Origin of the sequence: Hydrotalea sp. AMD (assembly GCF_004100315.1) — a bacterium.
GTDB classification, from domain to species: domain Bacteria; phylum Bacteroidota; class Bacteroidia; order Chitinophagales; family Chitinophagaceae; genus Hydrotalea; species Hydrotalea flava.
Genome location: NZ_SCKY01000021.1, coordinates 50,865 through 73,921, shown reverse-complemented (window position 1 = coordinate 73,921; position 23,057 = coordinate 50,865). Strand labels below are relative to the sequence as shown.

Sequence of the window (23,057 nt, the reverse complement as noted above, 5' to 3'; positions counted from 1 at the left end):
ATCACAGATGCCCGATTAATAAATAAAATAACCAAAAAAGAAATAAGAATGAGAGCTCATGTGCCGAATCATCTACAAGAAATTATCACAAAAATTCTTAGACCGCACTAAATCGGACAAGTCAGGAAAAATGGTCGCTTCGGCTGCTTTAGCTCTGGCTTCTCTTGTCATTGCGATATAGTCGCCATTGAAAACGTATTCCAACACATCATACAAGTCGCTTTTTTCCATATCTACCAACTTTTGCAAAGTCAGTAAATCGTTTTTTGGAAAACCTGCTGCATCTAAATTCTCCAATAAACCTTTTCGGGTAATTGGATTGCTCCAAAGTTTCCGCAATTCTTCTTCGTCTTTGAAAAGTTTAGGCAACTCACCAAACAGGTTATTCAAAAACTCTTCTGCTGAAATGGGTTTGCCGTCTGCACTCCAAAACGAAGTAGAAACCATATGTTTGATTTCCCTTTCTTTTCCGTTTCGCAGTTTGATTTTTATTTTCTGTTTGCGTTCTGTTTCAGTCGGTTCTTTTGGTTCTCTTGGTTTATACTCGCCCTTTGCTTCTTTTACACTGCTTGGTTCTTCTCTAATTGGCTCTCCGTCCCATTCGGGGTCTGAAAAGTGTTTGTAAGCATCTACAAAATCGTAAATGGTGAAAAACTCTTTGCCGTCAGACAATCGTGTGCCACGACCTACGATTTGTTTAAACTCAATCATTGAGTTAACGGGACGAAGCAACACGATATTTCGAATGTTTCTTGCATCTACACCCGTGGAAAGTTTTTGCGAAGTGGTCAGTATAGTTGGTATTGTCTTTTCGTTATCCTGAAATTCTCTCAACAATCTTTCGCCTTCTTCTCCGTCATTGGCTGTAACACGAACACAATAAAATGGGTCTTTACTTTTGGCGTTTTGGTTTACCAAATCTCTTATCAATGCTGCATGTCCTTGATTGGCACAAAATATAATTGCCTTTTCGTTTTGGTTGGCTTCATCTAAAAAGATATTTACTCTTTTGGCTTCTCTTTCTATAATTTCAATGGTGCGGTTAAAGTCTTTTTCTTCATAGAGTTTGCCATCTTCAATTTCGCCTTCCACAATGGTATCATCAGAAGTGTAGCAGTAATCGTCCAGCGTGGTTTTAATGCGTTTTACTTTGAATGGTGTTAAGAAACCGTCATTGATGCCTTCTTTCAGCGAATAGATGTAAACTGGTTCGCCAAAGTAGCGGTAAGTGTCCACATTGTCTTTTCGTTTGGGTGTGGCTGTTAAACCCAATTGCACTGCCGGACTGAAATATTCTAAAATACTCCGCCAATTGCTTTCGTCATTTGCTCCGCCACGGTGGCACTCGTCAATAATGATAAAATCAAAATAATCCTTCGGATATAATTGAAAATTGAAAGTGGAAAATTGAGAATTATTTTCACTGTCCGGGTCATTTTCCATTTTCAATTCTCCATTTTCCATTGGTGAAGTCATAAAGGTTTGAAAAATGGTAAAGAAAATGCTGCCGTTGGTGGGCACTTTTCCGTTTTTCTTTATCTCGTTGGGTTTTATACGCACCAATGCGTCTTCAGGAAATGCAGAAAACGAATTGTAGGCTTGGTCGGCTAATATATTTCTGTCGGCTAAAAATAAAATTCTCGGTCTTCGGTATAATGGAGAATTGACAGTTGAAAGCTGAAAATTGTCTTTTTCATAGCCTTCATTTTCCATTTTCCATTTTCCATTTTCAATTACTGAAAGATTCCAACGGGTTTGAAACAGTTTCCACGCAATTTGAAAAGCGATGGCTGTTTTTCCCGTTCCTGTGGCAAGGGTGAGTAAAATTCTGTCTTTGCCTTGTGCAATGGCTTCAACTACCCTTTGCACTGCTATTTCCTGATAGTAGCGAAGTTGCCAGGTGCCGCTTTTATCTTCAAACGGCACATTCGCAAACTTTTCTCGCCATTCATTTTCAATTGTCAATTGTCCATTTTCAATTGAATAAGTTTTATTCCAAAGTTGTTCGGGGCTTAGAAAATCTGTTACCAAACCTTCTTCGCCTGATTTCATACAGATTTGGTAAATGGCTTTTCCGTTGGTGCTGTATGTGGTTTCTAATTGAAGTTTTTCCGCATATTTTTTGGCTTGCATTACACCTTCGCCCACTTCTAATTCATCACTTTTGGCTTCAACTACTGCCAATTTGATTCCTTTGTAAACCAACACATAATCGGCAGTTTCTCTTTTGCCCCTGCCACCACCTGTTTGAATTTTACCTGCTGTAATGTTGTATTCACGAAGGACTTTAGAGCCTTCCACAACGCCCCAACCACAAGCCTTTAGCTTGGGGTCTATGAGTTCTGCTCTTGTTTCTGCCTCATTCATAATTGAAAATGGATAATTGAAAGTTGAAAATTATTTGCCATTGTTTTGTTTAGAAGTTTTAACGATGCTTGCTAAAAGCTTAATAAGTTCTGAACTATCAGAATGAATAGATTGAAAACTTCTTTCGTCTAAATAATCGCTATCTTTTAACAGCATTAACCAATATTCTGTTTCGTTGGCTTCTTTTAAAGCTATATTCATTTTGTTGATAAAGTCTGCTTTTGACTGGGCGTGTTCAGCTTCTTTAACTAAAGCACCTATTGCAGTTCCGCTTCTCAATATTTGTTTTGACAACACATACTCTTTCTGTTCCGCTAACAAATGCTTGTATAATTTTATAATCCGCAATGCAAACACATACGATTTGTTCATTACGATATTTTCTTTCTTTTCCATCATTTTCAACTTTCCATTTTCAATTATCAATTTTCAATTGTTCTCCTCGTAGTAATAGGAATAGTCAATTCCTTTCATAAACATTTCTCTGCTATCTATTTCGGTGGTTAAAGCGTTTTTGAGTAGTTTTTTCAAAGCACTACTGTTTACAGGACTTTTTACCATTGCGTTCATATATTCAGCTTTCCCGATTTTACTCCAATCCACGCATTTTTTCAGACGTTTTTTCAATATCAGGTCTAACCAAATTCGGGTGCTTCTGCCATTGCCTTCCATAAATGGGTGAGCAACATTCATCTCTACATATTTGGCTACTATTTCATCAAAAGTGTTTTCAGGCATTTCATCTATTTGCTTTAGTGTATCTTCAAGAAAACGAGCCATTGCAAATTGAAAACCACCTTTTGAAATATTTTTCTGCCTGATTTGCCCTGCAAAGTCATACAAACCGCCAAATAAGTAGCCGTGTATTTGCTGCAATCCTTTAGTGGTACCTACTTCTATGCTGTTGATAAATGAACTGTCAAATAAGGCATACGCTTTGGTTTTACTTTTTCCGTCAATACTTTCATCACTGTAGGTAAACCATTCAATAAACCGGTTTGCCTTTTTGCCTGGAAACTCTTTACCCAAGGCAATAATACCGTTGTAATCAAGCATATCAGACAAGCGTTTTTTGCCATCAGGAGCGAGTAATTTCAACTGGGTAGTGGCACTAACCACTTCACTGCCGTCTTTCTTTAGCTTGGCTTTCAGGTATTTCCAATAGTTGCGGGTTTTGGCATAATCGTTCTGGTCGGTAAGCACGGCAACAATATCCAATACCGAAAACCACCACTTAGCGTTTTCTTCGTCCCATAAGGCACGTACTTCCCGGTCGTCAAAAAATCGTATGGATATTTTTGTGCTGCTCATTTACTTTTTTAATTGAGGTTTATTGTCCATTTAATAACGCCCCAACAACAAGCTTTTAGCTTTGGGTCTATGAGTTCTGCTCTATTTTCTGCTTCGTTCATATTAGTCTCTAATTAGGTTAATGATTAGTTGTATCATTAGTTCTTTTTCTTCGGGGGCACTTTGCGCTACCAACAAAGCAATGGCTGTAAGTGCATTGTCGTTCACTTTTAATTCACCTGTTTGTTTGAAACGGTGTTTATTCTTCTCTAAAAACCAGATAAATAGAAATGCTCCGATGCGTTTATTACCATCGTTGAAAGAATGATTCTTGATAACAAAATACAGCAAATGAGCCGCCTGCTCTTCTATGCTTGGATATAAGTAATGCCCGCCAAAAGTTTGTACAATGCTTTCTAACGAACTTTTGAAACCATTGTCTTTCTCCTTTCCAAACAAGTCCGTTGCCTCTTTTTTTCCCATGAGTTGCTTTTTCAACGCTGTTATGGCGGTTATGGCTTCTTCGTACCTAATTGCATAGGTAATGTTTTCATTTAAGTTGCTTGTTTGTAGATTGCGGCTGTCATATTGATTGAGCAATACAAAACTTTTGGTGTAATGGCTCAAAATGTCCAACAGCCCTTTGGCTTCGTGCAATTGCAAGGTTTCCGCTTTGCCTGATTGTTCAATCAGTTGCACCATTTTTCCCAATTCTTCCAATCGTTTTTGATTAATGGCATAGCCCTTTACCAAATAATCTTTCAGGCGTTGGGTTGCCCATTGGCGGAATTGTGTGCCTCTTACTGATTTTACTCTATATCCTACTGAAATAATCACATCCAGATTGTAATATTCTATCTTGCGTGTTACGTTCCGTTTACCTTCTTTTTGAACCGTCAAGGATTCCTTGACAGTTGCCTTTCTGTTTAATTCCTTCTCTCTAAAGCAGTTATTAATATGCAGGCTTATGTTTTGCTTGGTTTGGTTGAACAATTTAGCCATTTGCCTTTGGTTGAGCCAAACGGTATCACCATCAAACTGAACTTCTACTTCAGTTTTTTTATCAGCAGTTGTATATATGACTATTTCATTCATTATCCATTGATTTATGCTATTTGTGCAACTTTTACACTATCCATTTTCAACTCTCCTGCAAATGCTTTCTGCAAGATTGATTTTTTCAGTTCTTCCAAATCATCAATTTTCTTTTGATATAACCCTCCCAACTTTTGCGTTTCGGTTCGCAGGGCATCTAATTGGCGGACGATAGGTTGTTGGTCTTTGAGTGATGGATAAGGAGTAAGAATTTTTCTTAAATCGCCAATATTGATTTGCATTAATGCTGCACCATAGGTTTTTGCTCTAATTTGCTTTTGGACATAGTTTGAAATGAGCAAATAATATCCAAATTCCTGATTGATAATTTTTGAATTGAAACGAATAGGAACAATGCCCCTTGTCACGTTGGCATCTTTCAATTCTGGGGTAGCAATTGAAACTACTCCAGTTGTTCCCCGAACACATAAAAACAATTCATCTCCAATTAATTTTGTTCTCTTGTAACCATCAGCCAATTTTGGGTCAATTTTTTTTAATCCTTCAACTTTTATGTATCTGCTTGTTAAGTCAGTTGGTCTGATTACTGGCAAACCATTTTCAAATTCTTCACCAGGTTGAACTATTCCGTAAGAAAGGGTGCAATTTTCGTCTGCTAATTCTTCTAACATTTTTTCTTCCCAACCATCACCCTTTTTCTCAAACACCCCCTGCAAATAGCTTTCAAAAAGTTCTTTCGCGTTTTTGAGGTTTTGTTCGGCATTGGCTTTTGCCTTGGCTATGGCGGCAAAGGCTTCATCTAAAATGGAAACAATGCGTTGTTGTTCGGGGAGTGGGGGAAGGGGGATTTCAATTCCGGCAAGTGCTTTTGTTGAAAGCTCTTTAAAAGTTGCTCCAGTTCCTAAACTATCAAGTAAATCAACATTCTTTTTCAAGAAATAATATAAAAACCAAGTGTCAAGTTTTTTGCTCGGCACAATTCCACGACAACCTTGATTGGTGCTCATCGGAACTTCATTTATTGCCAAGTGTCCGATTGGTGCTCTCGTTGAAAGTATTACTGAGTATTCAGGAAACAACTTTGCAGAAGATTTCTCTAAACCTAACCTTGAGATTTTTCTAGGAGTATTATTAACTGTTGGTTTCGTTAGCTTTCCTAAATCCGCAGGAGTAATCCAATGAATATCACCGTCCCAATATTCTGCAATATTGGTTTTTGGAGTTCCACCATTTAGAATTTCTGAAACTTCCCCCAACTTCTTTATTTCCCAGGTTCGACTTGGCGCACCTGCCTTTGTTTTTTGTGGTCCTTCTTGGGACTTGAGCTTGTCGAAAGTCATATCATTTCCAAAATTGAGTTTAAAATACTTTCTACCGATTTGGCTTCCAGTTTCGAAAAAGCAAACCATTTTTTACCTAAATCTTTGAGTGAAGCTCCCAAATGATACACTTCTTTGTTGTCAACAATTAAAAAACGGTCATGGCTATGGGTAAAGGTTTTTAGTTCAAAGTTTTCGTATTGTGCTTTGGCTTTCTGCACGTCCAGTTGTAATTGTTTAGTGATGGTTTTGGTGAGCAGCAGCACGTTTACCCCCTTTTTCTTTTTTGCCAAATGGGTGAGGGTGGTTTCATCTATGTAATTGTCTATCAATACTATGCTTTGCTTTGCCGATCGGATAATTTTTGATGCCAGCTCATAAGCATCAAACACCTGCCCATCAAAAAATACACCTTGGGTAGGAATAAGGTGCGTATTTATTTGCAGCTCAATTTGGTTAACTTTTTCTGAAATAGCTTCCACATTGTCTTCCATTCTGTTCATTCGATTGTTTAGGGCATAGCCTTTTAACAAGTAATCCTTGAGAACTCTGGTTGCCCAAATGCGAAATTGGGTAGCTCGGACAGAATTTACCCTATAACCCACAGATAATACGGCATCTATATTGTAATACTTCACTTTGGACTTTTGTGTTTTGCCTTTAATGGCACCGTGAGGGGTGGTATGTTCCAAAATGGAACTAACCACATTTTCGTCTAATTCGCCCGATTTAAAAATATTTCCTAAATGTTTGGTAATGGCGGGTCGTTGCGTGCCAAATAAATCAGCAATTTGCTGTTGGGTTAGCCAAATGGTTTCCGTTTTTTCATCAATCCTAACTTCAATATGCTCGGCAAGTGCATCGGGCCGGTATAATACAATTTCGTCTTTCATATTAGATCAGACTTTTAATAGATTCCAAAATCTCCGCACTTTCTTCATCCAATGCTTTCATTTCTTCCAAAATGGCTTGCGGTTGGCGTAGCGTAATTTCTTCTTTTTTGTTCGGGTTTTTTACGCTTAAATCAAAAGTGCTTTGGTCTATGGCTGCCACATTTACCGTCCAAGAGTTTTCGCTATCGGCAAAGGTTTTTTGCAGTTCAATAAACTCCGCCAAATCGTTTTCGTTGAGTGGGTTTGTCTTGCCTAAATTGCGGTCGAGGTTCAATTGGTAAAACCAAACCTTTTGCGTGGGTTTTCCTTTTTCAAAAAACAACACAACGGTTTTTACACCTGCACCGGTAAAAGTGCCACCGGGCAAATCCAACACGGTGTGCAAGTTGCAGTTTTTCAACAAGGTTTTGCGTATGGCAACAGTGGCATTGTCGGTATTGCTTAAAAATGTGTTTTTGATTACTACACCCGCCTTGCCACCTGCTTTCAAAATTTTAATAAAGTGCTGCAAAAAGAGTGAAGCGGTTTCGCCTGTTTTTATCGGAAAGTTTTGTTGCACTTCAGCACGTTCCTTTCCACCAAATGGTGGATTGGCAAGCACCACATCATAGCGGTCTTTTTCCTGTATGTCGGCAAGGTTTTCGGCAAGCGTGTTGGTGTGTATGATGTTAGGACCTTCCACACCGTGCAATATCATATTCATTACACCCAATATGTAAGCCAGCGATTTTTTCTCCTTGCCGTAAAAGGTTTTCTTTTGAAGTATCTCGGTTTCTTTGGTGGAAAGCGATTTGTGTGACTTGAGATAATTGAACGCTTCGCACAGGAAGCCAGCAGAGCCACAAGCACCATCATAAATTTTGTCGCCAATTTTAGGGGCAACCACTTTTACAATGGTCGTAATGAGCGGACGAGGCGTGTAGTATTCGCCACCGTTACGCCCAGCGTTGCCCATATTTTTAATCTTGTCTTCATAGAGGTGGCTCATTTCGTGCTTTTCTGCGTGGGTGCGGAAACGCAACTGGTCAATGAGGTTAATCACTTCCCGTAAGTTGTAACCGCTTTGGATTCGGTTTTTCAGTTCGCTGAAAATTTCGCCAATCTTATATTCAATGGTGTCGGCACTTTCGGCACTTTGCTTAAACTTTTTGAGGTAGTTAAAGAGTTTGCCATTTACAAAGTCGGTGAGGTCGTCACCTGTCAAAGCGTTGTGGTGGTCGAGTTTACCGTCCTTGTTTTTAGGTGCAGCCCAGGTTGTCCAGCGATATTCTTTGTCAATAATAGGCGTGTATGCCTTTCCTGTAAGTTCGGCTGCTGTGGCACGGTCTTTCTCTAAGTCGTCCAAATACTTGAGAAACAGAATCCAACTGGTTTGCTCCACATAATCCAATTCACTACCGCAACCAGCGTCTTTGTGAAGTATATCGTCAATATTTTTAAAGGTTTGTTCAAACATTCTACTTGCATATTTAATCTTTCAAATATAAAACAAGTAGGCAAAAAAACGCTCGTTTATTTGGGTGGGGGTATTAAGGGGTTAAGGCAGGATATTTATAATTTTTTCTTGTTTAATTTTTTGGGGAGAGGTCAAAATTTGTTTTGAGGTATTGTTAAGGATTGGCTCAGTGTCATAATAAATCGTCCCTTCTTTGTACCCTGATTTTGTATATTTACAGCTAAAATAAGGGTTTCAAAGGGTAGATTGTGGCCTCGCCAGGAATCGAACCTGGATCTGGAGCTTCGGAAACTCTTATACTATCCATTGTACTACGAGGCCTGTAGTTGTTCGGCCGCAAAAATAAATGTTTCGGCTATTGAAACGTCAATAATTCTGATAAACTGTTGCGGTGATACCCAAAGCTGCGCTATGAACAGAACGTACAAGGGTGCGACGCAACGGAAGCTCAATAGCATAGCCAAAGCCGGTAACAAAAGTATTATTTGCCGAATGCCCCAATATTGCTGCTGAATATTTTTACGGCAATGGCCAATAATATTACCCCAAAAAATTTGCGAACAGCCAACAGGCCTGCTTTTCCGAGGGCATGCTCAATCCATTTCAATGATTTAAGTACAATATACACGATGACCAGGTTAATGAGGATGCCTGCTAAAATATAACCCTGTTGAAAGTTGGCTTTGAGCGACATGATGGTAGTAAGGGTTCCGCTTCCGGCAATGATGGGAAATGCAATGGGAACCACAGTGCCCGAGGCAGCATCGGCATCGCCTTTAAATATTTCGTGGCCCAATACCATTTCCAAACCTAATAAAAAGATAACGATGGACCCACCCACTGCAAAAGAGCGGATATCTAAACCGAGAATACTTAAAAACTGTTGGCCCACCAATAAAAACAAAATCATTAAGCCGCCCGAAACCAGTGTGGCTTTGGACGAACGAATATCGCCCATTTTGTCTTTTAAAGAAATGAGCAGTGGAATGGAGCCTACAATATCAATCACCGCAAACAAGGTAAATGTTACGGTAATGAGCTGGTCGAAATGAATCGTCATTCGGTTAGGTTTTTGCTAAGGTACAATCAAAAAACGATTAAGCAGGTCTGTGTTGTTCTGTTTGTGTTGGTTGTGGATTGTAACAATATTGCCAGCTGCTTTGATTGTTTTGTAAGGTAAGTTGAATGATGCAACCATATGGTATATTAAAAATTTCGAATGATTTTTGCAAGGGTGTTTGGGTAAGATAGGATAAAATACTTCTGATTACACCACCGTGGGTAATGATGGCCAAAGGATAGTTTGGGTTGGATGTAATATGCTGAAAACATTTTGATATTCTTTCATGGAACTGTATATAGCTTTCACCATTTGGGAAGGGGCAATTTACAAAATCGAACATCCAGGTATTGAGTTCTTCCTTTGGAATATCATCCCAAAATTTCATTTCCCATTGGCCACAGTTTATTTCCATTAATTCAGGTATGTATTGAGTGGGCACATCCGGAAACAATTTTTTAGCCAATAATTTGCAACGTTGTAAGGGGCTGCTGTATACCTTAAAACTAAGTGGTGGAATAAATTTTGCAAGGGTTGCTGCTTCTTCAGCAAAAGTATGGGATAGTTCAATGTCAGTTTGACCATAACAGGTTCCTTTTGGTATAGAAGGTGTGGTATGACGTATTAAATAAATGATCATTTTATATATTTAATGCAGGTGGTTAACTATGATCAAAACAGCAATATAGAAAACAACTTCAGTAGCCTGCTGGGTGGCGCCCAAACAATCGCCTGTATAACCGCCTATCCATTTTTTAAAATATGTGTCAGCCCGCCATGTTACCCATAACATGGGCACTAATGTAACAAGCCAAATGCCGGGAAGAAAACAAAATGGAATTAAGGCTCCTGCAATAGCAATTGCTATTTCAATAACGGTTAATTTTCTATTAGCCAATGGTTTTGATTTACTGGTATCTGTATCCTGTACATAACTACTTGTTTGCATGATAACAATGGCCATAAACCTGCTGGCAGCATGTGCGCATGGAAAAAGCAGTAAAAAGTATTTGCTATGAATTTGAGGACTAATTTCAACCAATAGCAAATACTTCAATGCCAATACTCCTGTTAAGCCGGTTACTCCAAAAGTACCCAGCCTGCTGTCTTTCATAATTTGTAAAATTTTTTCTTTTGTCCAGCCTCCGCCAAATGCATCACAGCAATCTGCAAAGCCGTCTTCATGAAAAGCACCTGTAGTTAAAATACCTGTTAACATAGAAAAAGCAATGGCAAGATGTGCAGACAGCAGCAGGCTGAAAACATAATATGCAGTTGCAGTAATGCAACCAACCAAGAGACCCACCCAGGTAAAATAGCGAGCCGACTGTTGCAGTAAATTTTGGTTGTGGTTAATATTTTTTGGAACCGGTAATCGGGTAAAAAACATTAATGCAGTAAAAAAAAATTGTATTTGCTTCTTCATGTATACAAATAAAAAATTTAATTTAGTTGGAAGGTCCGTTGATTTGAAAGGAATCGGTATCATTCATTTCATTCAGCATAGCAATAGCCGACTGGATTAAGGGAAGGGCTAATGCTGCACCGGTTCCCTCACCTAAACGTAATTCTAATTGCAACAATGGTTGTAATTGCAGATAGGCTAACATTTGCTGATGACCTTTTTCGTTGCTAAGATGTGATGCTATGCAATAATCTGTAACATTTGGCTGTAATTTTTTTGCTACAAGCAATGCTGCTGTTGTAATAAATCCATCAGCAATAATCACCATTTTTTCCGCAGCCGCCTGCAAGTAAGCGCCTGTTAACATGGCAATTTCAAATCCTCCAATTAGTTGTAAAAGTTGTAAAGGGTCGATATTGTTATGATGGAGGTGGTATTGATGAGCCACTTTTTCCAATACTTTCAATTTTTTTTGATATTGGTCATTATTTGTGCCAGTGCCTCTTCCCACACATGCTGCTAAAGGAATATTTAATAAGCCATGCATAATAAGTGCTGCCGATGAACTATTGCCAATGCCCATTTCGCCAAGGGCAATTGTATTGCATTGCTGTTGTTTTAGTTGGAGAATATACTCCCTCCCTTTTTGTAAACAGGTTACCAACTCGTCTTTGGTCATTGCAGGTACTTCCAAATAATTTTTAGTACCCATATTTATTTTGCTCACTGTAAAATTGGGATATGCTAAATCCTCATTTTTCCAAACGCAATTGATACCTGCATCAACAATGGTAAGTTTTAAGTTGTTTTGCCTGCAAAAAACATTAATGGCTGCACCACCTTGTAAAAAGTTGCGAACCATTTGTTGTGTAACTACCTGCGGATATGGATTTACCAGTCCGGTTGCAGCAATACCATGATCAGCCGCAAAAATAATCATGTTCGGATTTTTTATTTCCGGAGCAGTTGTTTCCAGTATACATCCAACTTTAACTGCAATGGACTCTAATATACCCAATGCACCTACGGGTTTGGTTTTGCCATTTGTTTTTTTGATGAGTGCTTCTTTGAGCAAAGTATTGTTTGTTCCGGCAATTTTACTGAATTGAAAGTTTGCAGCATTACTTGCAGTAGGATATAACTGTTTAATTTCTTTTACTTCCGAATTTTTTGATTTGGACTTCCAGCCATCTTTTTGCAGCATGGGTTGTTGTCCATAATCGGTTGCCGGTTTCCCAATACAAAAATATCCCAATGGGTATTCATGCGCCGGTATATTCAGTAAATTTTTAAATGCCGTAAAATTTAGAATAGATACCCAACCGAGTGAAAATCCATCTTCAGTTAATGATAACCATAGGTTTTGTAAAGCACAAACACTGCTCCATTGCAGGGTATCGGCAGTGCCTGAAATGCCAATGGTAAATTTTTCCAGTACACTATAATCAGTTGTAATAATTAATCCAACGGGCGATTCTTTAATTGCTTCCAGTTTTAATTTTTTGTACTGTTGTAACAGAGCAGTGTTGTGTAAAAGTTCTGCTTCAACTTTTTGGTTTTCGCTTTGAAATAGTTCGTGAATAGCATTCTTGATATGCTGCTCTAATAGCAAATAGTATTTGGTGGCTTCACTTAATCCAACAGATGGAGCCATGTGTGCTGCCCGCAGTGCTTTTTCTAATACCATATCCGGAACAACATCATTGGTAAAATGCCGGGTATCTCTTCTTTTATTGAATACATCAAATAGTTCCATGGTTAGCAGGAATTAAATCGCAGAACCAAAAGCCCATCTGGTTTTGTTGATGATTTTGTGATGAACAGGGGTTACTTGCATTGTTAGGTGCGTTGTAGGTCCGCAATACTTTTTCGCCAATGGTAAACGGGATGGGTTGCCTAAAAATAGGGCCATTGAAAACGAAGCTGTGGAATTCACCGTTTTCGCCACATGGGTCAACATTTGCGGGAAGGTCTTTCAGAAAATCATGATCAATGATTCTGCCTGCAAAACTTTCATCTAACAGTTCTGCCTTTGTGCAAACGATAATAGATTGAAAGCCGAGATCAATAAACTCATGCACCAATTCAATAGTGTTGCGTTTCCATAAAGGGAAATGTGCCTGAAAGCCGGCTGCTGCTAATTTTTCTTCCCTGTAGTTGCGCAGATCTTCTAAAAATATATCGCCAAAAATGGAGTGGGTATACCCTTGTGCTTTGAATTGTTGCATGGTATTGGTGAGCAGTCTGTTATAGGTATCCATATCAGGTTGTTCTGGCAGTAATAATTTTACTAACGGTATGCCAATGGCGGCAGCCTGTTGTTCTAACAATATACTTCTAACACCGTGCATAGACACCCGATTATAAGTTTGATTTACAGAGGTAAGTAATGCGCCAACCTGCCATTCAGTATTTTGAAAAACTTTATAAAGTGCCAATGCACTGTCTTTGCCGCCACTCCAGTTAAAAACAGATAGATGTGCCATTATTGATTTGTTTCTTTTATGATTACAGGAATACCACTCACCATAAAAATCACTTTATCGGCCAGTAAGGCAACGAATTGGTTAGCCCAGCCTTGTAAATCCGTGAATTTTCTGCCAATGGTCGTTTCTGCATGAACACCCATTCCAATCTCATTGCTTACAATGATAAAAGTACCCGGCATTTGATGGATGGCTATTATTTCTTTTTTAAATTCTATTAGTGCTGTATCAATATTGTTTTGGTTTTTGATAAAAAAATTGGTAAGCCATAGCGTAATGCAATCTATTACTGCAACTGTTTCCTGAATAGGCAGTTTGCTCACTTCAAATTCTTCTTCATAACTCATCCATTCTTTTCCTCTGTTATTTTTATGGTGTTGAATTCTTTCGGTGAAATCATCTCCCCAGTCCTTAGCCGTGGCAACATAAACCGGGCTGTTACTCATATTTAATGCCAGATTTTGCGCATAATTACTTTTGCCACTCCTGGCTCCACCGGTTATTAAAATAATCATGGTAAAAAATATTTTTCTTTAAATAAAATATATTTGTTTTTTAGTGCCAATAAACATGCTTTGCAAAGGCAATCGCTGTAACGGTTTTCAATGAAAGATCTTTCCGCATCTGTTAATGTAATTTCAGTGCAGTGGCAATGGGTTATATCGCCCACTTTACATTCAAAAGGTTGCTGGCAGCGGGCGCATAATTTTTCTTCATGGTGTGGCATAAGCAAAGGTTTGGGGATAAAGCTGAAGATATTTATGTTGCAATGATGCAGGAATCTGAAATAATTGGGGATGAAATAATGCTGCCAGCAAGGCAATACCGTTAACAAGTGTTCCGGCACTGGGTTGGGTAAACAAATCAAAATCGGCCAGATAAACTTGCCGGTTTTGTACTGCTTTTAAACCATTCCATTCCGGAAATTGAGTTAAAAGATGTATTTCTTCTTTTGCACGATGAATGGAAAAGCCACAGGGTGCAATGATGATAATTTCCGGATTGTAACGTACAATTTTGCTCCAGGGGGTAACAATGGAATCGCCACCGGGATGGCTGAGCATGTCTATGCCACCGGCCATGGCTATCTGGTAAGGAATCCAATGTCCGCAATTATAAATGGGTTGTATCCATTCCAACAATGCCACGGTTTTAAGCGGCATTTGGTGCTGACGAAGTTTATCTAAAATATGGTTTGTGGTTTGTTGCAGCTGTGCCAGGTACTGATATGCTTTTTCTTCTTTACCAATGGCAGTAGCAATAGTGATGGCAGTTTGATACACATCCTGCAGTGTTTGCGGTGTTAAGGCAATTAACTGTGGTTGCTTCTTCAATCGGGCAATGGCAGCGGCAGTGCAGGCCGTATCAATCTGACATACTTCACAAACATCCTGTGTAAAAATAATATCGGGTTCTATTTGTTGGAGTAAATCTTCATCCACATAATACAAGCTTTTTCCCGATGCTTTCGCAGCAGAAAAAATAGTATCAATTTCAGTGCTGCTTAAATGGTTGTCTTCTAAAACACAGCGAACCACTTTGGGTTTTTGAGAAAGGGCAGGTTCAGGACATTCGAAGGTAATACCATAGAGCATATGGTCGAGGCCCATATCATATATCATTTGTGTGGCGGCCGGCAAAAAGGAAACAATTTTTAGCATAGTATGGGTTTAAGAAAAAACAGGGCTACTGCAGCAAGCCCTGTACGTTTATTATTTTGAAACCGCATGCACTGATAAGGCCGGATATTTTTTTTGCAGCCATTCAAAACTGCCGTAAAAAATGGCGCCGTATACAATATTGGCTACCAGCATATTCCTTAAAAAGGGTAAAGCCTGAACATAACATTGAACAAACCCATCCCAATTGCGCTGTAAGCGTTGGCCGTTTCTGATATCTAATCCACCAAACCACCAAACGGGTAAGTCTGTAATAATCCAGTGTGCCAGTGCAGCCGCAAATGCCGCGGTGATTACCGTACTCATTTTTACATGCTTAATCAATGTGCCTATTAAAACAATTACTGCAAATGCAAGATAAGTGTATATCCATCCTTTGTACAGCAACCCGTTACCGTAACCTGCATAAATGGTATGCATCATTATCACATCACTAAAAAAAAGAGCACCTAAAGGAAATGCATATTTTTTCCAGGGCTGATTGAAATAAGTACCACCAAATAGCCCCATGGCACCAATGGGCGTAAAATTGGCCAAAGGCGATAGGGTACTGCCGGCATTCCAAATACGCAAAGCAGCGGCTAATAAAATAAACAACAATACAATTGCTGTTGCCGGATTGAATTTTTGAATAGACATAACGATTGTTTTAATTTAAAAGTTAAAATAAGCCCCTGTCATCATATTAAAGCGTTTGCTGTTATAGCCTACAATATCAAAATATTGTTGGTCGGTAATATTGTTGAGCGAAGTAAACAGGCGAATTTGTTTGTTAACCCGGTAGCTGATAAAACAGTCAACAGTATAATAAGCGGGCTGTAAATCAGGTCCAATATCATAAGGCCCTTTTAAACGAGTACCTACGTATTTAAAGGCCGGTGCAATGGTAAAGCCTTTTACGGGCGAAAGGGTAAGTACACTGTTCATCACAAAATTAGGACGTCGGAACAGGTTGTTTACACTAACACCATTTTGAATGCCATGCCCGTCAATATAGGTAAGATTATTACTCCAGGTGCCAATTGTACCAATTTGTGTATTGCTTTCTACTTCAAAGCCATAGTCGTGTTGTTGGTCGCGATTGATGTAGTAGCTGTTGTAATTGGCATCGGTATAAAAAATAATCAGGTTTTTGGTATCTCTTTTAAATGCAGCAAGGCGCAGGCTCATTTTTTTATCTGTGCTTTGGGTTTGGAGTCCAATTTCATAAGTAGTACTGCTTTCAGGTTTTAAATTTTTGTTGCCATAAGCGCTATACAATTGATACAACGAAGGAATATTATAGCCTGATGAAATGTTAATAAATAACTTGGTATTTTCATCAATTACAAATGAGGGATTAAGGGTATAAGTTGCATTGTTACCATAAATGGAATGGTGGTTAACGCGGCCACCGGCTTCAAAATTAAACCCATGAATATTCAGCAACAGCAAAGAGGCATACGCCGAAAGCTGGTTAACATTGGCGCTGTCTTGTCCCAGTTCAGAAGTGTAGGGTCCGTAAGGTCCGGTACTGAAATAGCTTTGGCTGGTGTTTTGATGTTGGTACTGAATACCCGAAACCAGGCGAATATGTTTTTGGAAACGGATACTGCCAAAGGTTTCTAACGTAGTGGTATTGCCGTTATATTGCTGGTTCGAATAATTGTAATAAGGGCTCGAAACATAAGTGCTGTCGTTTACATAATGGCGGTTGGTTTGCTGGTAACTTCCCTGTAAAGTCCAGTTTACTTTTTTGTGTTGAAAATCTAATGCCAGTCCACCCAAATTATTTTTATTGTTAAGGGTATAATCTTTTTCATCGGTAAAAGCACCGGCAGGTAAATCGGTTTGGTAATGGCTAAAATTGCCAAACGCTTTTGCTGTTAATGAAGGCGAAAAATGGTAACGGGTTTCAGCCATTACGCTGCTTTGCTCAAAACCATCTTTTTTAAAGTTCTGCTTACCCGTACTATCATAAGCAGCAGGGAAACCGGCGCTTTTAATGTAGTTGTACTGCACCAAATAATCCCATTTTTTAAGCGAGCCGCTAATGCCGGCACCACTATTGAAAGTGTTATAAGTGCCATAAGATGCGTTGGCATTCAGGGCCATTTTCTTTTTGGCTTCTTTTTTTAGAAAAATTTGAATAACACCTGCAACGGCATTGCTGCCCCATAAAGTACTTTGTCCGCCTTTCAGAATTTCAATACGTTCTACCTGGTCTAAAGGAATATTATTCAGGTCGAATGAATTGTTGATTTGTGAGGGGTCGTACACCGGCACTCCGTCAATCACAATTAACATATTGCCTCCAGAAGCACCACGGAAGTACAAATCTAAATTAGTACCCAATGCATTGTTGCTGCCATTAATAAAAAAACCTGCCTGTGTATTCAACAATGCAGCTAAACTGCTGCCTGCATGGTTTTGAATGGTTTTTTGATCAATTACGGTTACAATTTTACCCGTTTCTGATTCTTTAATAGGTGTTTTAGAAGCGGTTACTACCACCTCGTTTAACTGGCGGGTGGCCATAGAGTCTTGTTGTGCAAAAGCTGCATAGCCCAAAGCTATGGATGTAAGAAGGAGCGTTAATTTTTTGCTCATTGTTGATTGTTTTTAAAATGAAACAATGAGCTTTCAGGAAAACAAAAAAACGGAGAAATATAATCGACTGCTGCAGACAGTCTTTTACATTCCATGCTTTTCACCCGAAAGCCGTGAATGACAAACTCATTTTTCAATGAGGCTGTATCTGGCAGGTCTTCTGGCTTGGGGCTTTAGCACCTTCCCATTCCGTTTTAGGAACAGTGGTTGTTATCGCTTTCTCTTTTACTGAGGCCCTTACAGCTACGGGGATAGCACCGGAATTACACCGGTTTCCCTTTTAATCCTTCTATCACAATGCATACCGTTGAAAGAATGGCTTGCAATGCAATAAAAAGAACCAAATACAAGGCAAAAATAGTAATTGCTTTGAATTGTACATTTTTTATTTAATTTCATTTTTTCACCGAATGATTCACCATGGGAAAAGGAAGATTGGAAGCTTTTAGCGATGGCGTAATAGCCATAATTATTACCATAATGGTGTTAGAGTTTAAAGTGCCACATACTGCTACATTTAGTGCATTACAAGCAATATGGCCGGTATTGCTAAGTTATATTTGAGTTTTATTTATATTGGAATTTACTGGAGTAACCACCACCATTTATTTAATGCAAAGTGTTGCGCTTGTAAACGGTAAAATATTATTGAAAATTTGTATTTGTTTTTTTGGTTGTCATTGGTACCATTTGTGTCGGGATGGATGGTGAAATCATTTTGAAAGTTTACCGGTGGTATTGTATGGCTTTGTGTTATTAATGAATGCCATTGCTTACTTTATTTTGGTTCGTACGTTAATTGCATTGCATGGAAAAGAGGCTGCTTTAGCTGCAGTCATAAACAATGATGTTAAGGGAAAAGTTTCAGTTTATATTTATATTATTGCCATTGCAGTTGGATTTTGGAATGCCTGGGTGGCTTTGTTTTTATATGGGGTAGTAGCTGTTATTTGGATTGTGCCGGACAGGCGTATTGAAAAAAGAATCATCTCAACTTCTAAACCAATATATTGAGCTGTTTTTTGAACAGATATGTGCCATTGCTTATTGCCGGAAAATGATGCTTTATGTTCAATTCATGGGTCGGTTTTTAGGGTGGTATCTATCCTGCTATTTATGCATGGATAGAAAGTGGCCTATAGAATGAACAGCTTTTTCTGTGTTTCATTGATTTCTTTACTATATTGAGTGCCATACTTTAGCAACATGCAGGGAAAACAACAACTGAATTTGTTTAGCTTTACCATGATTGTAGTAGGGCTGGTAATTGGAATGGGTATTTTCAGAACCGCCGCTACTTCTGCCAAGGATGCCATTACGCCATCTGTTTATTTTACTGCATGGATATTGGGTGGATTGATAGCTTTTTGTGGTGCTTTAACATATGCGGAAATAGGTAGCCGTTACCCGGTTACCGGCGGGTATTATAAAATATTTTCAGTAGCCTATCATCCTAGTATTGCCTTTGCCATTAACTGTATCATTTTAATCAGCAATGCTGCATCACTAAGTGGCGTTGCATTAATAGGAAGTGGTTATATTACAAAATTGTTTCCCGGTCATCAGTGGACGGATATTGATAAAGCCATTATCAGTGCCGGGGCTATTTTAGTGTTTTATGGTATTAATTTAATGGGTTTGCGTATGAGTGCAAAGGCTCAAAATATTTTAATGCTAATTAAAATAGGAATGATAGTGGTACTCATTGCGGCCTTGTTTTTTCCATATCATCAGGCAGTAGCAACAGCAAGTGTTATGGCTGATAGCACTCCACATATGAGCTGGATTCAAAGTTTAGGGATTAGTCTCATAGCTGTATCGTTTACTTATGGAGGCTATCAGCAAACCATCAATTTTGGTAATGAAATCAACAAGCCGGCCCAAAATATGCCCCGTGGTATTTTTATGGGCATTACCATCATTATTGTATTGTACTTATTGGTAAACCTGAGTTATTATCGGGTTATCGGTTTTCATCAGATGAAAAATGAAACAGAAATTGCTTATGTGTTAATTCAAAATGTATTTGGCATTCGAGGTGCTGAAATTTTTTCATTCTTTTTGTTTGTGGGTGTTCTTTCTTATGTAAATGCCTTATTGCTTAGCAATCCAAGAGTCATGTATGCAATGAGTGATGAAGGTTCATTGCCTAAAGCATTTGCTGTTCAAAATAATAAAAATCAGGTGTTAACTGTTTCTTTAACGGTATTTGCTGCAATGTGTATTGTAATTTTATTCTTTGCCCAAACCTTTGAAAGAATTTTAAATTTCACTATTTTTTTAGATTCGTTTGGTATGGTGGGTTCCAGTGCTACCATTTTTATTTTAAGAAGAAAAACAAAACACTTAGATGGCACCGGAATATATAAAATGAAATTATATCCATTACTGCCGCTTATTTTTATTGCTGCCTATGTGTTTGTTTGTATCAGCATTATTATTCACAGTCCTGATACAGCGCTGGTTGGTATTTTGGTATTGGCTGGATTTATTGCATTGTATTTTCTGTTTCATAAAAAACAACAAAACCGAAAAGAAACCATTATTTAAATATTTATTGAATTGCTATGGAAGATACTTATTCTTTATCATACATTTTAAATGAGCTGGGCGAAGATAATGAGGCCTACTTCAGGGCGGTGGCTCCACCCATTGTGCAAACTTCTAATTTTTCCTTTAAAACGGTGGCGGATTTGCGTGAAGCTTTTGCTGATGAATACAATACCTGGCTCTATAGCCGTGGGTTAAATCCCACAGTTAAAATGCTGACACAAAAACTAGCTGCATTAGATGGTGCGGAAGATTGTTTGGTGTTTAACAGTGGTGCTGCAGCTATTTTTGCAGCAGTGTTGGCCAATGTAAAATCAGGTGGTCATATTGTAAGTGTAGCAGGTGTGTATACCTGGGCAAGAAAAATGTTTGAAGAAATTTTACCCCGTTTTGGTGTTACGCATTCCTATATTGATGGAACAGCTATTGTAAATTGGGAAAATGCACTACAGCCCAATACCACATTGTTTTATTTAGAATCGCCCAATAGCTGGACGTATGAACTGCAGGACATTCGTGCTGTTGCAGCATTGGCAAAACGGCACAATATTGTTACCGTTATCGACAACAGTTATTGTACACCCGTTTATCAGCAACCCATTGCAATGGGTATTGATATTAGCCTGCAATCGGCTACTAAATACATTAGCGGACATAGTGATGTGGTAGCAGGTGTTTTAAGTAGTAACAGCGCAATGATTCAACGCATTTTTAATAGTGAATATATGAATATAGGCAGTGGTATACAGCCCTTTAATGCCTGGTTGTTAATTCGCGGCCTTAGAACATTGCCCATGCGGTTAGCGCATATTACACAAACCACGAAACAGGTTATTGGTTATTTAAAAAAGGAGCCCATGGTTGAATCGGTTATCTTTCCGTTCGACAGTAATTTTCCACAGTTTGAATTGGCGCAGCAACAAATGAAAGGCGCCTGTGGCTTGTGTACCCTTGTTTTAAAGCCGGTAGCGCTTGAAACAATAGAATTATTTTGTAATGCCCTGCAACATATTAAAATGGCGGTTAGCTGGGGTGGTTATGAAAGTTTAATCATTCCCCGTTGCGCCGGTATGCCAAAAAATGAATACAACAAAATGAACCCCAATCACCGAATGCTTCGTTTGTATATTGGATTAGAAGAAGCCAATTATTTGGTGGCCGATTTACAACAGGCCTTTCTAAAAGCCGTTGCTCCTGCTCAATAAACCATTTATCTAAAATTTCGGAGTGCCTGAACTATTCTGTTATTTTTGTAATAAGATGTTTGATTGAAGATAGTTTTTGGTTAACGGGGGGCTAAACAATTTGAAGGAGGTATGGAATGCAGTTTTCCGAAACATCCATATAAAATAGAGAATCAGGCATCTAACTGGTATGGGAATGTTTTTTAATGGACACAAACGATAATGCATGAAATATTTTTTGGTGATTAGTTTTTCCTTACTCTTCTTGTATAGCAATGCGCAAAACAAAGAAGACAAGTGGAGTTTGCAGCGATGCGTAGAATATGCCATGAAAAACAATATTTCTGTAAAACAGGCTGATGTGCAGGCCAGACTGGCTGCATTGCAGGTACAGCAGGCTAAATTATTTCAAATACCCACCGTTTCGTTAGGAACGGGTGTTGGGGTGCAATTTGGCCGGTCAATTGACAGAACCACCAATATTTACACCAATACACAGGCTTTGTATCAAAATATACAAGCCAATAGCAATGTAACTTTATACAATTGGAATCGATTGAAGAGCAATGTTTCTGCCGCTCAATTCAGTGCACAGGCGGCTTTGGCCGATGTAGAAAAAGCATCGAACGATGCGGCATTAAATGTGGCTACCTATTATTTACAGGTATTAAGTGCCAATGAGCAAATTAATATTAGTAAGGTACAAATTCAACAAACGCAAACGCAGTTAGATATTACTAAAAAGCAGGTAGATGCAGGTGCATTGCCTGAGTTGAACCAAATTGAACTAGAGGCACAATTAGCCAATGATAGTAGCAATTACATTGCTGCTAAAACCACTTTTTTACAAAGCGTTTTACAATTGAAAGCAGTATTGAATTTGGATGCTGCTGCACCCTTTGAAGTAGATACACCAGATGTTTCAACGATACCATTAGAATCCTTTGCAGATTTACAACCCGAAGTTGTGTATGCTTTAGCTTTGAATAATCAGCCTTTACAAAAGGGTAACGCCTTTCGGTTAAAGGCTGCACAAAAAAATATTCAGGTAGCCAAAGCAGCTTTATATCCTACGCTTGGGTTTGGCCTAAGTTTAGGTACCAACTTTTATAATTCTTTTAATCAGATTGATGGGTACACTTTCAATGGGTATTCACCAATAACCGGTGCAGAGCCTATTGTAAAAATTGGTACCAATACCTATTATGTGCAAAGTCCAAATATTTCTATTACTCAGTCTAAAAGAAACTTTGGACAGTTGTGGCAGGGATGGAGTAATCAAATTACCAACAACTTTGGTCAGGGGTTGGGTTTAAGTTTAAGTATTCCTGTTTTTAACAATGGGCAAAGCAAAATTGCATACCAGCAATCCAAGCTCAATTACAAAAACACACAGTTGCAAAATGAACAGGCAAATTTTACCTTAAAAAACAATATTTATACAGCATACAGCAACGCAGAGTCTGCTTTCGAAAAATTTACTGCCGGTAAAAAAAGCGTAATGAGTGCTCAGAAGGCTTACGATTTTGCATTAAAACGTTATGAAATTGGTATGTTGGGTACGGTTGATTTAATTACCAATCAAAATAATTTACTGAAAGCCAAATTGCAACAGGTAGCCAATGAGTATGATTATATTTTCAAAATGAAATTATTAGAATTTTATAAAGGCATGGGTTTAAAATTATAAGCAACGAAATATTTCAACAAGACATCCAACATC

General features: G+C 38.5%; 22 protein-coding genes, 1 tRNA gene and 1 riboswitch. Of the genes, 5 read left to right on the top strand and 18 right to left on the bottom strand.

Annotated elements, in window-relative coordinates; all coding sequences use genetic code 11:
* Positions 1 to 72 precede the first annotated feature (72 nt).
* From hsdR to EO766_RS14285, 18 genes are all read right to left on the bottom strand, one after another.
* Positions 73 to 2,367: an EcoAI/FtnUII family type I restriction enzme subunit R gene (hsdR, locus tag EO766_RS14370; RefSeq protein ID WP_081298664.1), complete on the bottom strand. Its 2,295-nt coding sequence runs from the start codon at positions 2,365 to 2,367 to the stop codon at positions 73 to 75.
* Positions 2,368 to 2,397: 30 nt separating this feature from the next.
* Positions 2,398 to 2,766, bottom strand: a complete 369-nt coding sequence (locus EO766_RS14365; RefSeq protein WP_218331295.1) for a four helix bundle protein — start codon at positions 2,764 to 2,766, stop codon at positions 2,398 to 2,400.
* A 30-nt stretch (positions 2,767 to 2,796) separates the two neighbouring features.
* Positions 2,797 to 3,678, bottom strand: a complete 882-nt coding sequence (gene fic / locus EO766_RS14360; RefSeq protein ID WP_074419366.1) for a protein adenylyltransferase Fic — start codon at positions 3,676 to 3,678, stop codon at positions 2,797 to 2,799.
* Positions 3,679 to 3,780: 102 nt separating this feature from the next.
* Positions 3,781 to 4,752 (bottom strand): virulence RhuM family protein/type II toxin-antitoxin system death-on-curing family toxin, encoded by a 972-nt coding sequence (locus EO766_RS14355; RefSeq protein WP_074419365.1) that lies wholly within the window; start codon positions 4,750 to 4,752, stop codon positions 3,781 to 3,783.
* An 11-nt stretch (positions 4,753 to 4,763) separates the two neighbouring features.
* Complete coding sequence (locus EO766_RS14350; protein ID WP_179853199.1) at positions 4,764 to 6,053, bottom strand: restriction endonuclease subunit S; 1,290 nt, start codon at positions 6,051 to 6,053, stop codon at positions 4,764 to 4,766.
* Positions 6,050 to 6,925 carry a RhuM family protein gene (locus EO766_RS14345; RefSeq protein ID WP_074419364.1) on the bottom strand — a complete coding sequence of 292 codons (876 nt, stop codon included), beginning with the start codon at positions 6,923 to 6,925 and terminating at the stop codon, positions 6,050 to 6,052. The genes EO766_RS14350 and EO766_RS14345 overlap by 4 nt, the downstream gene beginning before the upstream one ends.
* 1 nt (position 6,926) lies before the next feature.
* Entirely contained in the window at positions 6,927 to 8,381 is a 1,455-nt protein-coding gene (locus EO766_RS14340) for a type I restriction-modification system subunit M (RefSeq protein WP_074419363.1), read from the bottom strand.
* A gap of 249 nt (positions 8,382 to 8,630) precedes the next feature.
* Positions 8,631 to 8,702: transfer RNA gene (locus EO766_RS14335), tRNA-Arg, on the bottom strand.
* 160 nt (positions 8,703 to 8,862) lie between these two features.
* Positions 8,863 to 9,441 carry a MarC family protein gene (locus EO766_RS14330; RefSeq protein WP_075051813.1) on the bottom strand — a complete coding sequence of 193 codons (579 nt, stop codon included), beginning with the start codon at positions 9,439 to 9,441 and terminating at the stop codon, positions 8,863 to 8,865.
* A 37-nt stretch (positions 9,442 to 9,478) separates the two neighbouring features.
* Positions 9,479 to 10,081, bottom strand: coding sequence for an alpha-ribazole phosphatase (gene cobC / locus EO766_RS14325; protein WP_218331296.1), 603 nt, complete (start codon positions 10,079 to 10,081; stop codon positions 9,479 to 9,481).
* A gap of 9 nt (positions 10,082 to 10,090) precedes the next feature.
* A complete protein-coding gene (locus EO766_RS14320) occupies positions 10,091 to 10,867 on the bottom strand; it encodes an adenosylcobinamide-GDP ribazoletransferase (RefSeq protein ID WP_218331297.1) in 777 nt (258 codons plus the stop codon).
* Between the two features lie 22 nt (positions 10,868 to 10,889).
* Positions 10,890 to 12,602 (bottom strand): nicotinate-nucleotide--dimethylbenzimidazole phosphoribosyltransferase, encoded by a 1,713-nt coding sequence (cobT, locus tag EO766_RS14315; RefSeq protein WP_228733207.1) that lies wholly within the window; start codon positions 12,600 to 12,602, stop codon positions 10,890 to 10,892.
* The gene (locus EO766_RS14310) at positions 12,589 to 13,332 is read right to left on the bottom strand and encodes a Dph6-related ATP pyrophosphatase (RefSeq protein ID WP_287101440.1); all 744 of its coding nucleotides are present in this window, start codon (positions 13,330 to 13,332) and stop codon (positions 12,589 to 12,591) included. The genes cobT and EO766_RS14310 overlap by 14 nt, the downstream gene beginning before the upstream one ends.
* Positions 13,332 to 13,847: a bifunctional adenosylcobinamide kinase/adenosylcobinamide-phosphate guanylyltransferase gene (locus tag EO766_RS14305; RefSeq protein WP_287101439.1), complete on the bottom strand. Its 516-nt coding sequence runs from the start codon at positions 13,845 to 13,847 to the stop codon at positions 13,332 to 13,334. Before EO766_RS14305 ends, EO766_RS14310 begins: the two co-directional genes overlap by 1 nt.
* The gene (locus tag EO766_RS14300) at positions 13,844 to 14,059 is read right to left on the bottom strand and encodes a cysteine-rich CWC family protein (protein ID WP_068244382.1); all 216 of its coding nucleotides are present in this window, start codon (positions 14,057 to 14,059) and stop codon (positions 13,844 to 13,846) included. The genes EO766_RS14305 and EO766_RS14300 overlap by 4 nt, the downstream gene beginning before the upstream one ends.
* Positions 14,046 to 14,993, bottom strand: a complete 948-nt coding sequence (locus EO766_RS14295; protein ID WP_218331300.1) for an ABC transporter substrate-binding protein — start codon at positions 14,991 to 14,993, stop codon at positions 14,046 to 14,048. Before EO766_RS14295 ends, EO766_RS14300 begins: the two co-directional genes overlap by 14 nt.
* Before the next feature lie 51 nt (positions 14,994 to 15,044).
* Positions 15,045 to 15,650 carry a DUF6580 family putative transport protein gene (locus EO766_RS14290; RefSeq protein ID WP_218331301.1) on the bottom strand — a complete coding sequence of 202 codons (606 nt, stop codon included), beginning with the start codon at positions 15,648 to 15,650 and terminating at the stop codon, positions 15,045 to 15,047.
* Positions 15,651 to 15,665: 15 nt separating this feature from the next.
* Complete coding sequence (locus EO766_RS14285) at positions 15,666 to 17,600, bottom strand: TonB-dependent receptor plug domain-containing protein (RefSeq protein ID WP_287101435.1); 1,935 nt, start codon at positions 17,598 to 17,600, stop codon at positions 15,666 to 15,668.
* A gap of 133 nt (positions 17,601 to 17,733) precedes the next feature.
* Positions 17,734 to 17,924: riboswitch (cobalamin riboswitch) on the bottom strand.
* 96 nt (positions 17,925 to 18,020) lie between these two features.
* On the opposite strand from EO766_RS14285, the gene EO766_RS14280 reads away from it, so the two are divergent.
* The 5 genes from EO766_RS14280 (at position 18,021) to EO766_RS14260 (ending at position 23,024) form a co-directional block, all read left to right on the top strand.
* Positions 18,021 to 18,164, top strand: a complete 144-nt coding sequence (locus tag EO766_RS14280; protein ID WP_228733208.1) for a TMEM175 family protein — start codon at positions 18,021 to 18,023, stop codon at positions 18,162 to 18,164.
* A 168-nt stretch (positions 18,165 to 18,332) separates the two neighbouring features.
* Positions 18,333 to 18,614 carry a hypothetical protein gene (locus tag EO766_RS14275; RefSeq protein ID WP_228733209.1) on the top strand — a complete coding sequence of 94 codons (282 nt, stop codon included), beginning with the start codon at positions 18,333 to 18,335 and terminating at the stop codon, positions 18,612 to 18,614.
* 192 nt (positions 18,615 to 18,806) lie between these two features.
* Positions 18,807 to 20,150, top strand: coding sequence for an APC family permease (locus tag EO766_RS14270; RefSeq protein ID WP_218331303.1), 1,344 nt, complete (start codon positions 18,807 to 18,809; stop codon positions 20,148 to 20,150).
* A gap of 17 nt (positions 20,151 to 20,167) precedes the next feature.
* On the top strand, positions 20,168 to 21,355 hold the full coding sequence (locus EO766_RS14265) for a trans-sulfuration enzyme family protein (RefSeq protein ID WP_074421090.1): 1,188 nt from the start codon (positions 20,168 to 20,170) through the stop codon (positions 21,353 to 21,355).
* A gap of 205 nt (positions 21,356 to 21,560) precedes the next feature.
* The gene (locus EO766_RS14260) at positions 21,561 to 23,024 is read left to right on the top strand and encodes a TolC family protein (protein ID WP_074420490.1); all 1,464 of its coding nucleotides are present in this window, start codon (positions 21,561 to 21,563) and stop codon (positions 23,022 to 23,024) included.
* The last annotated feature ends 33 nt before the right edge of the window (positions 23,025 to 23,057 follow it).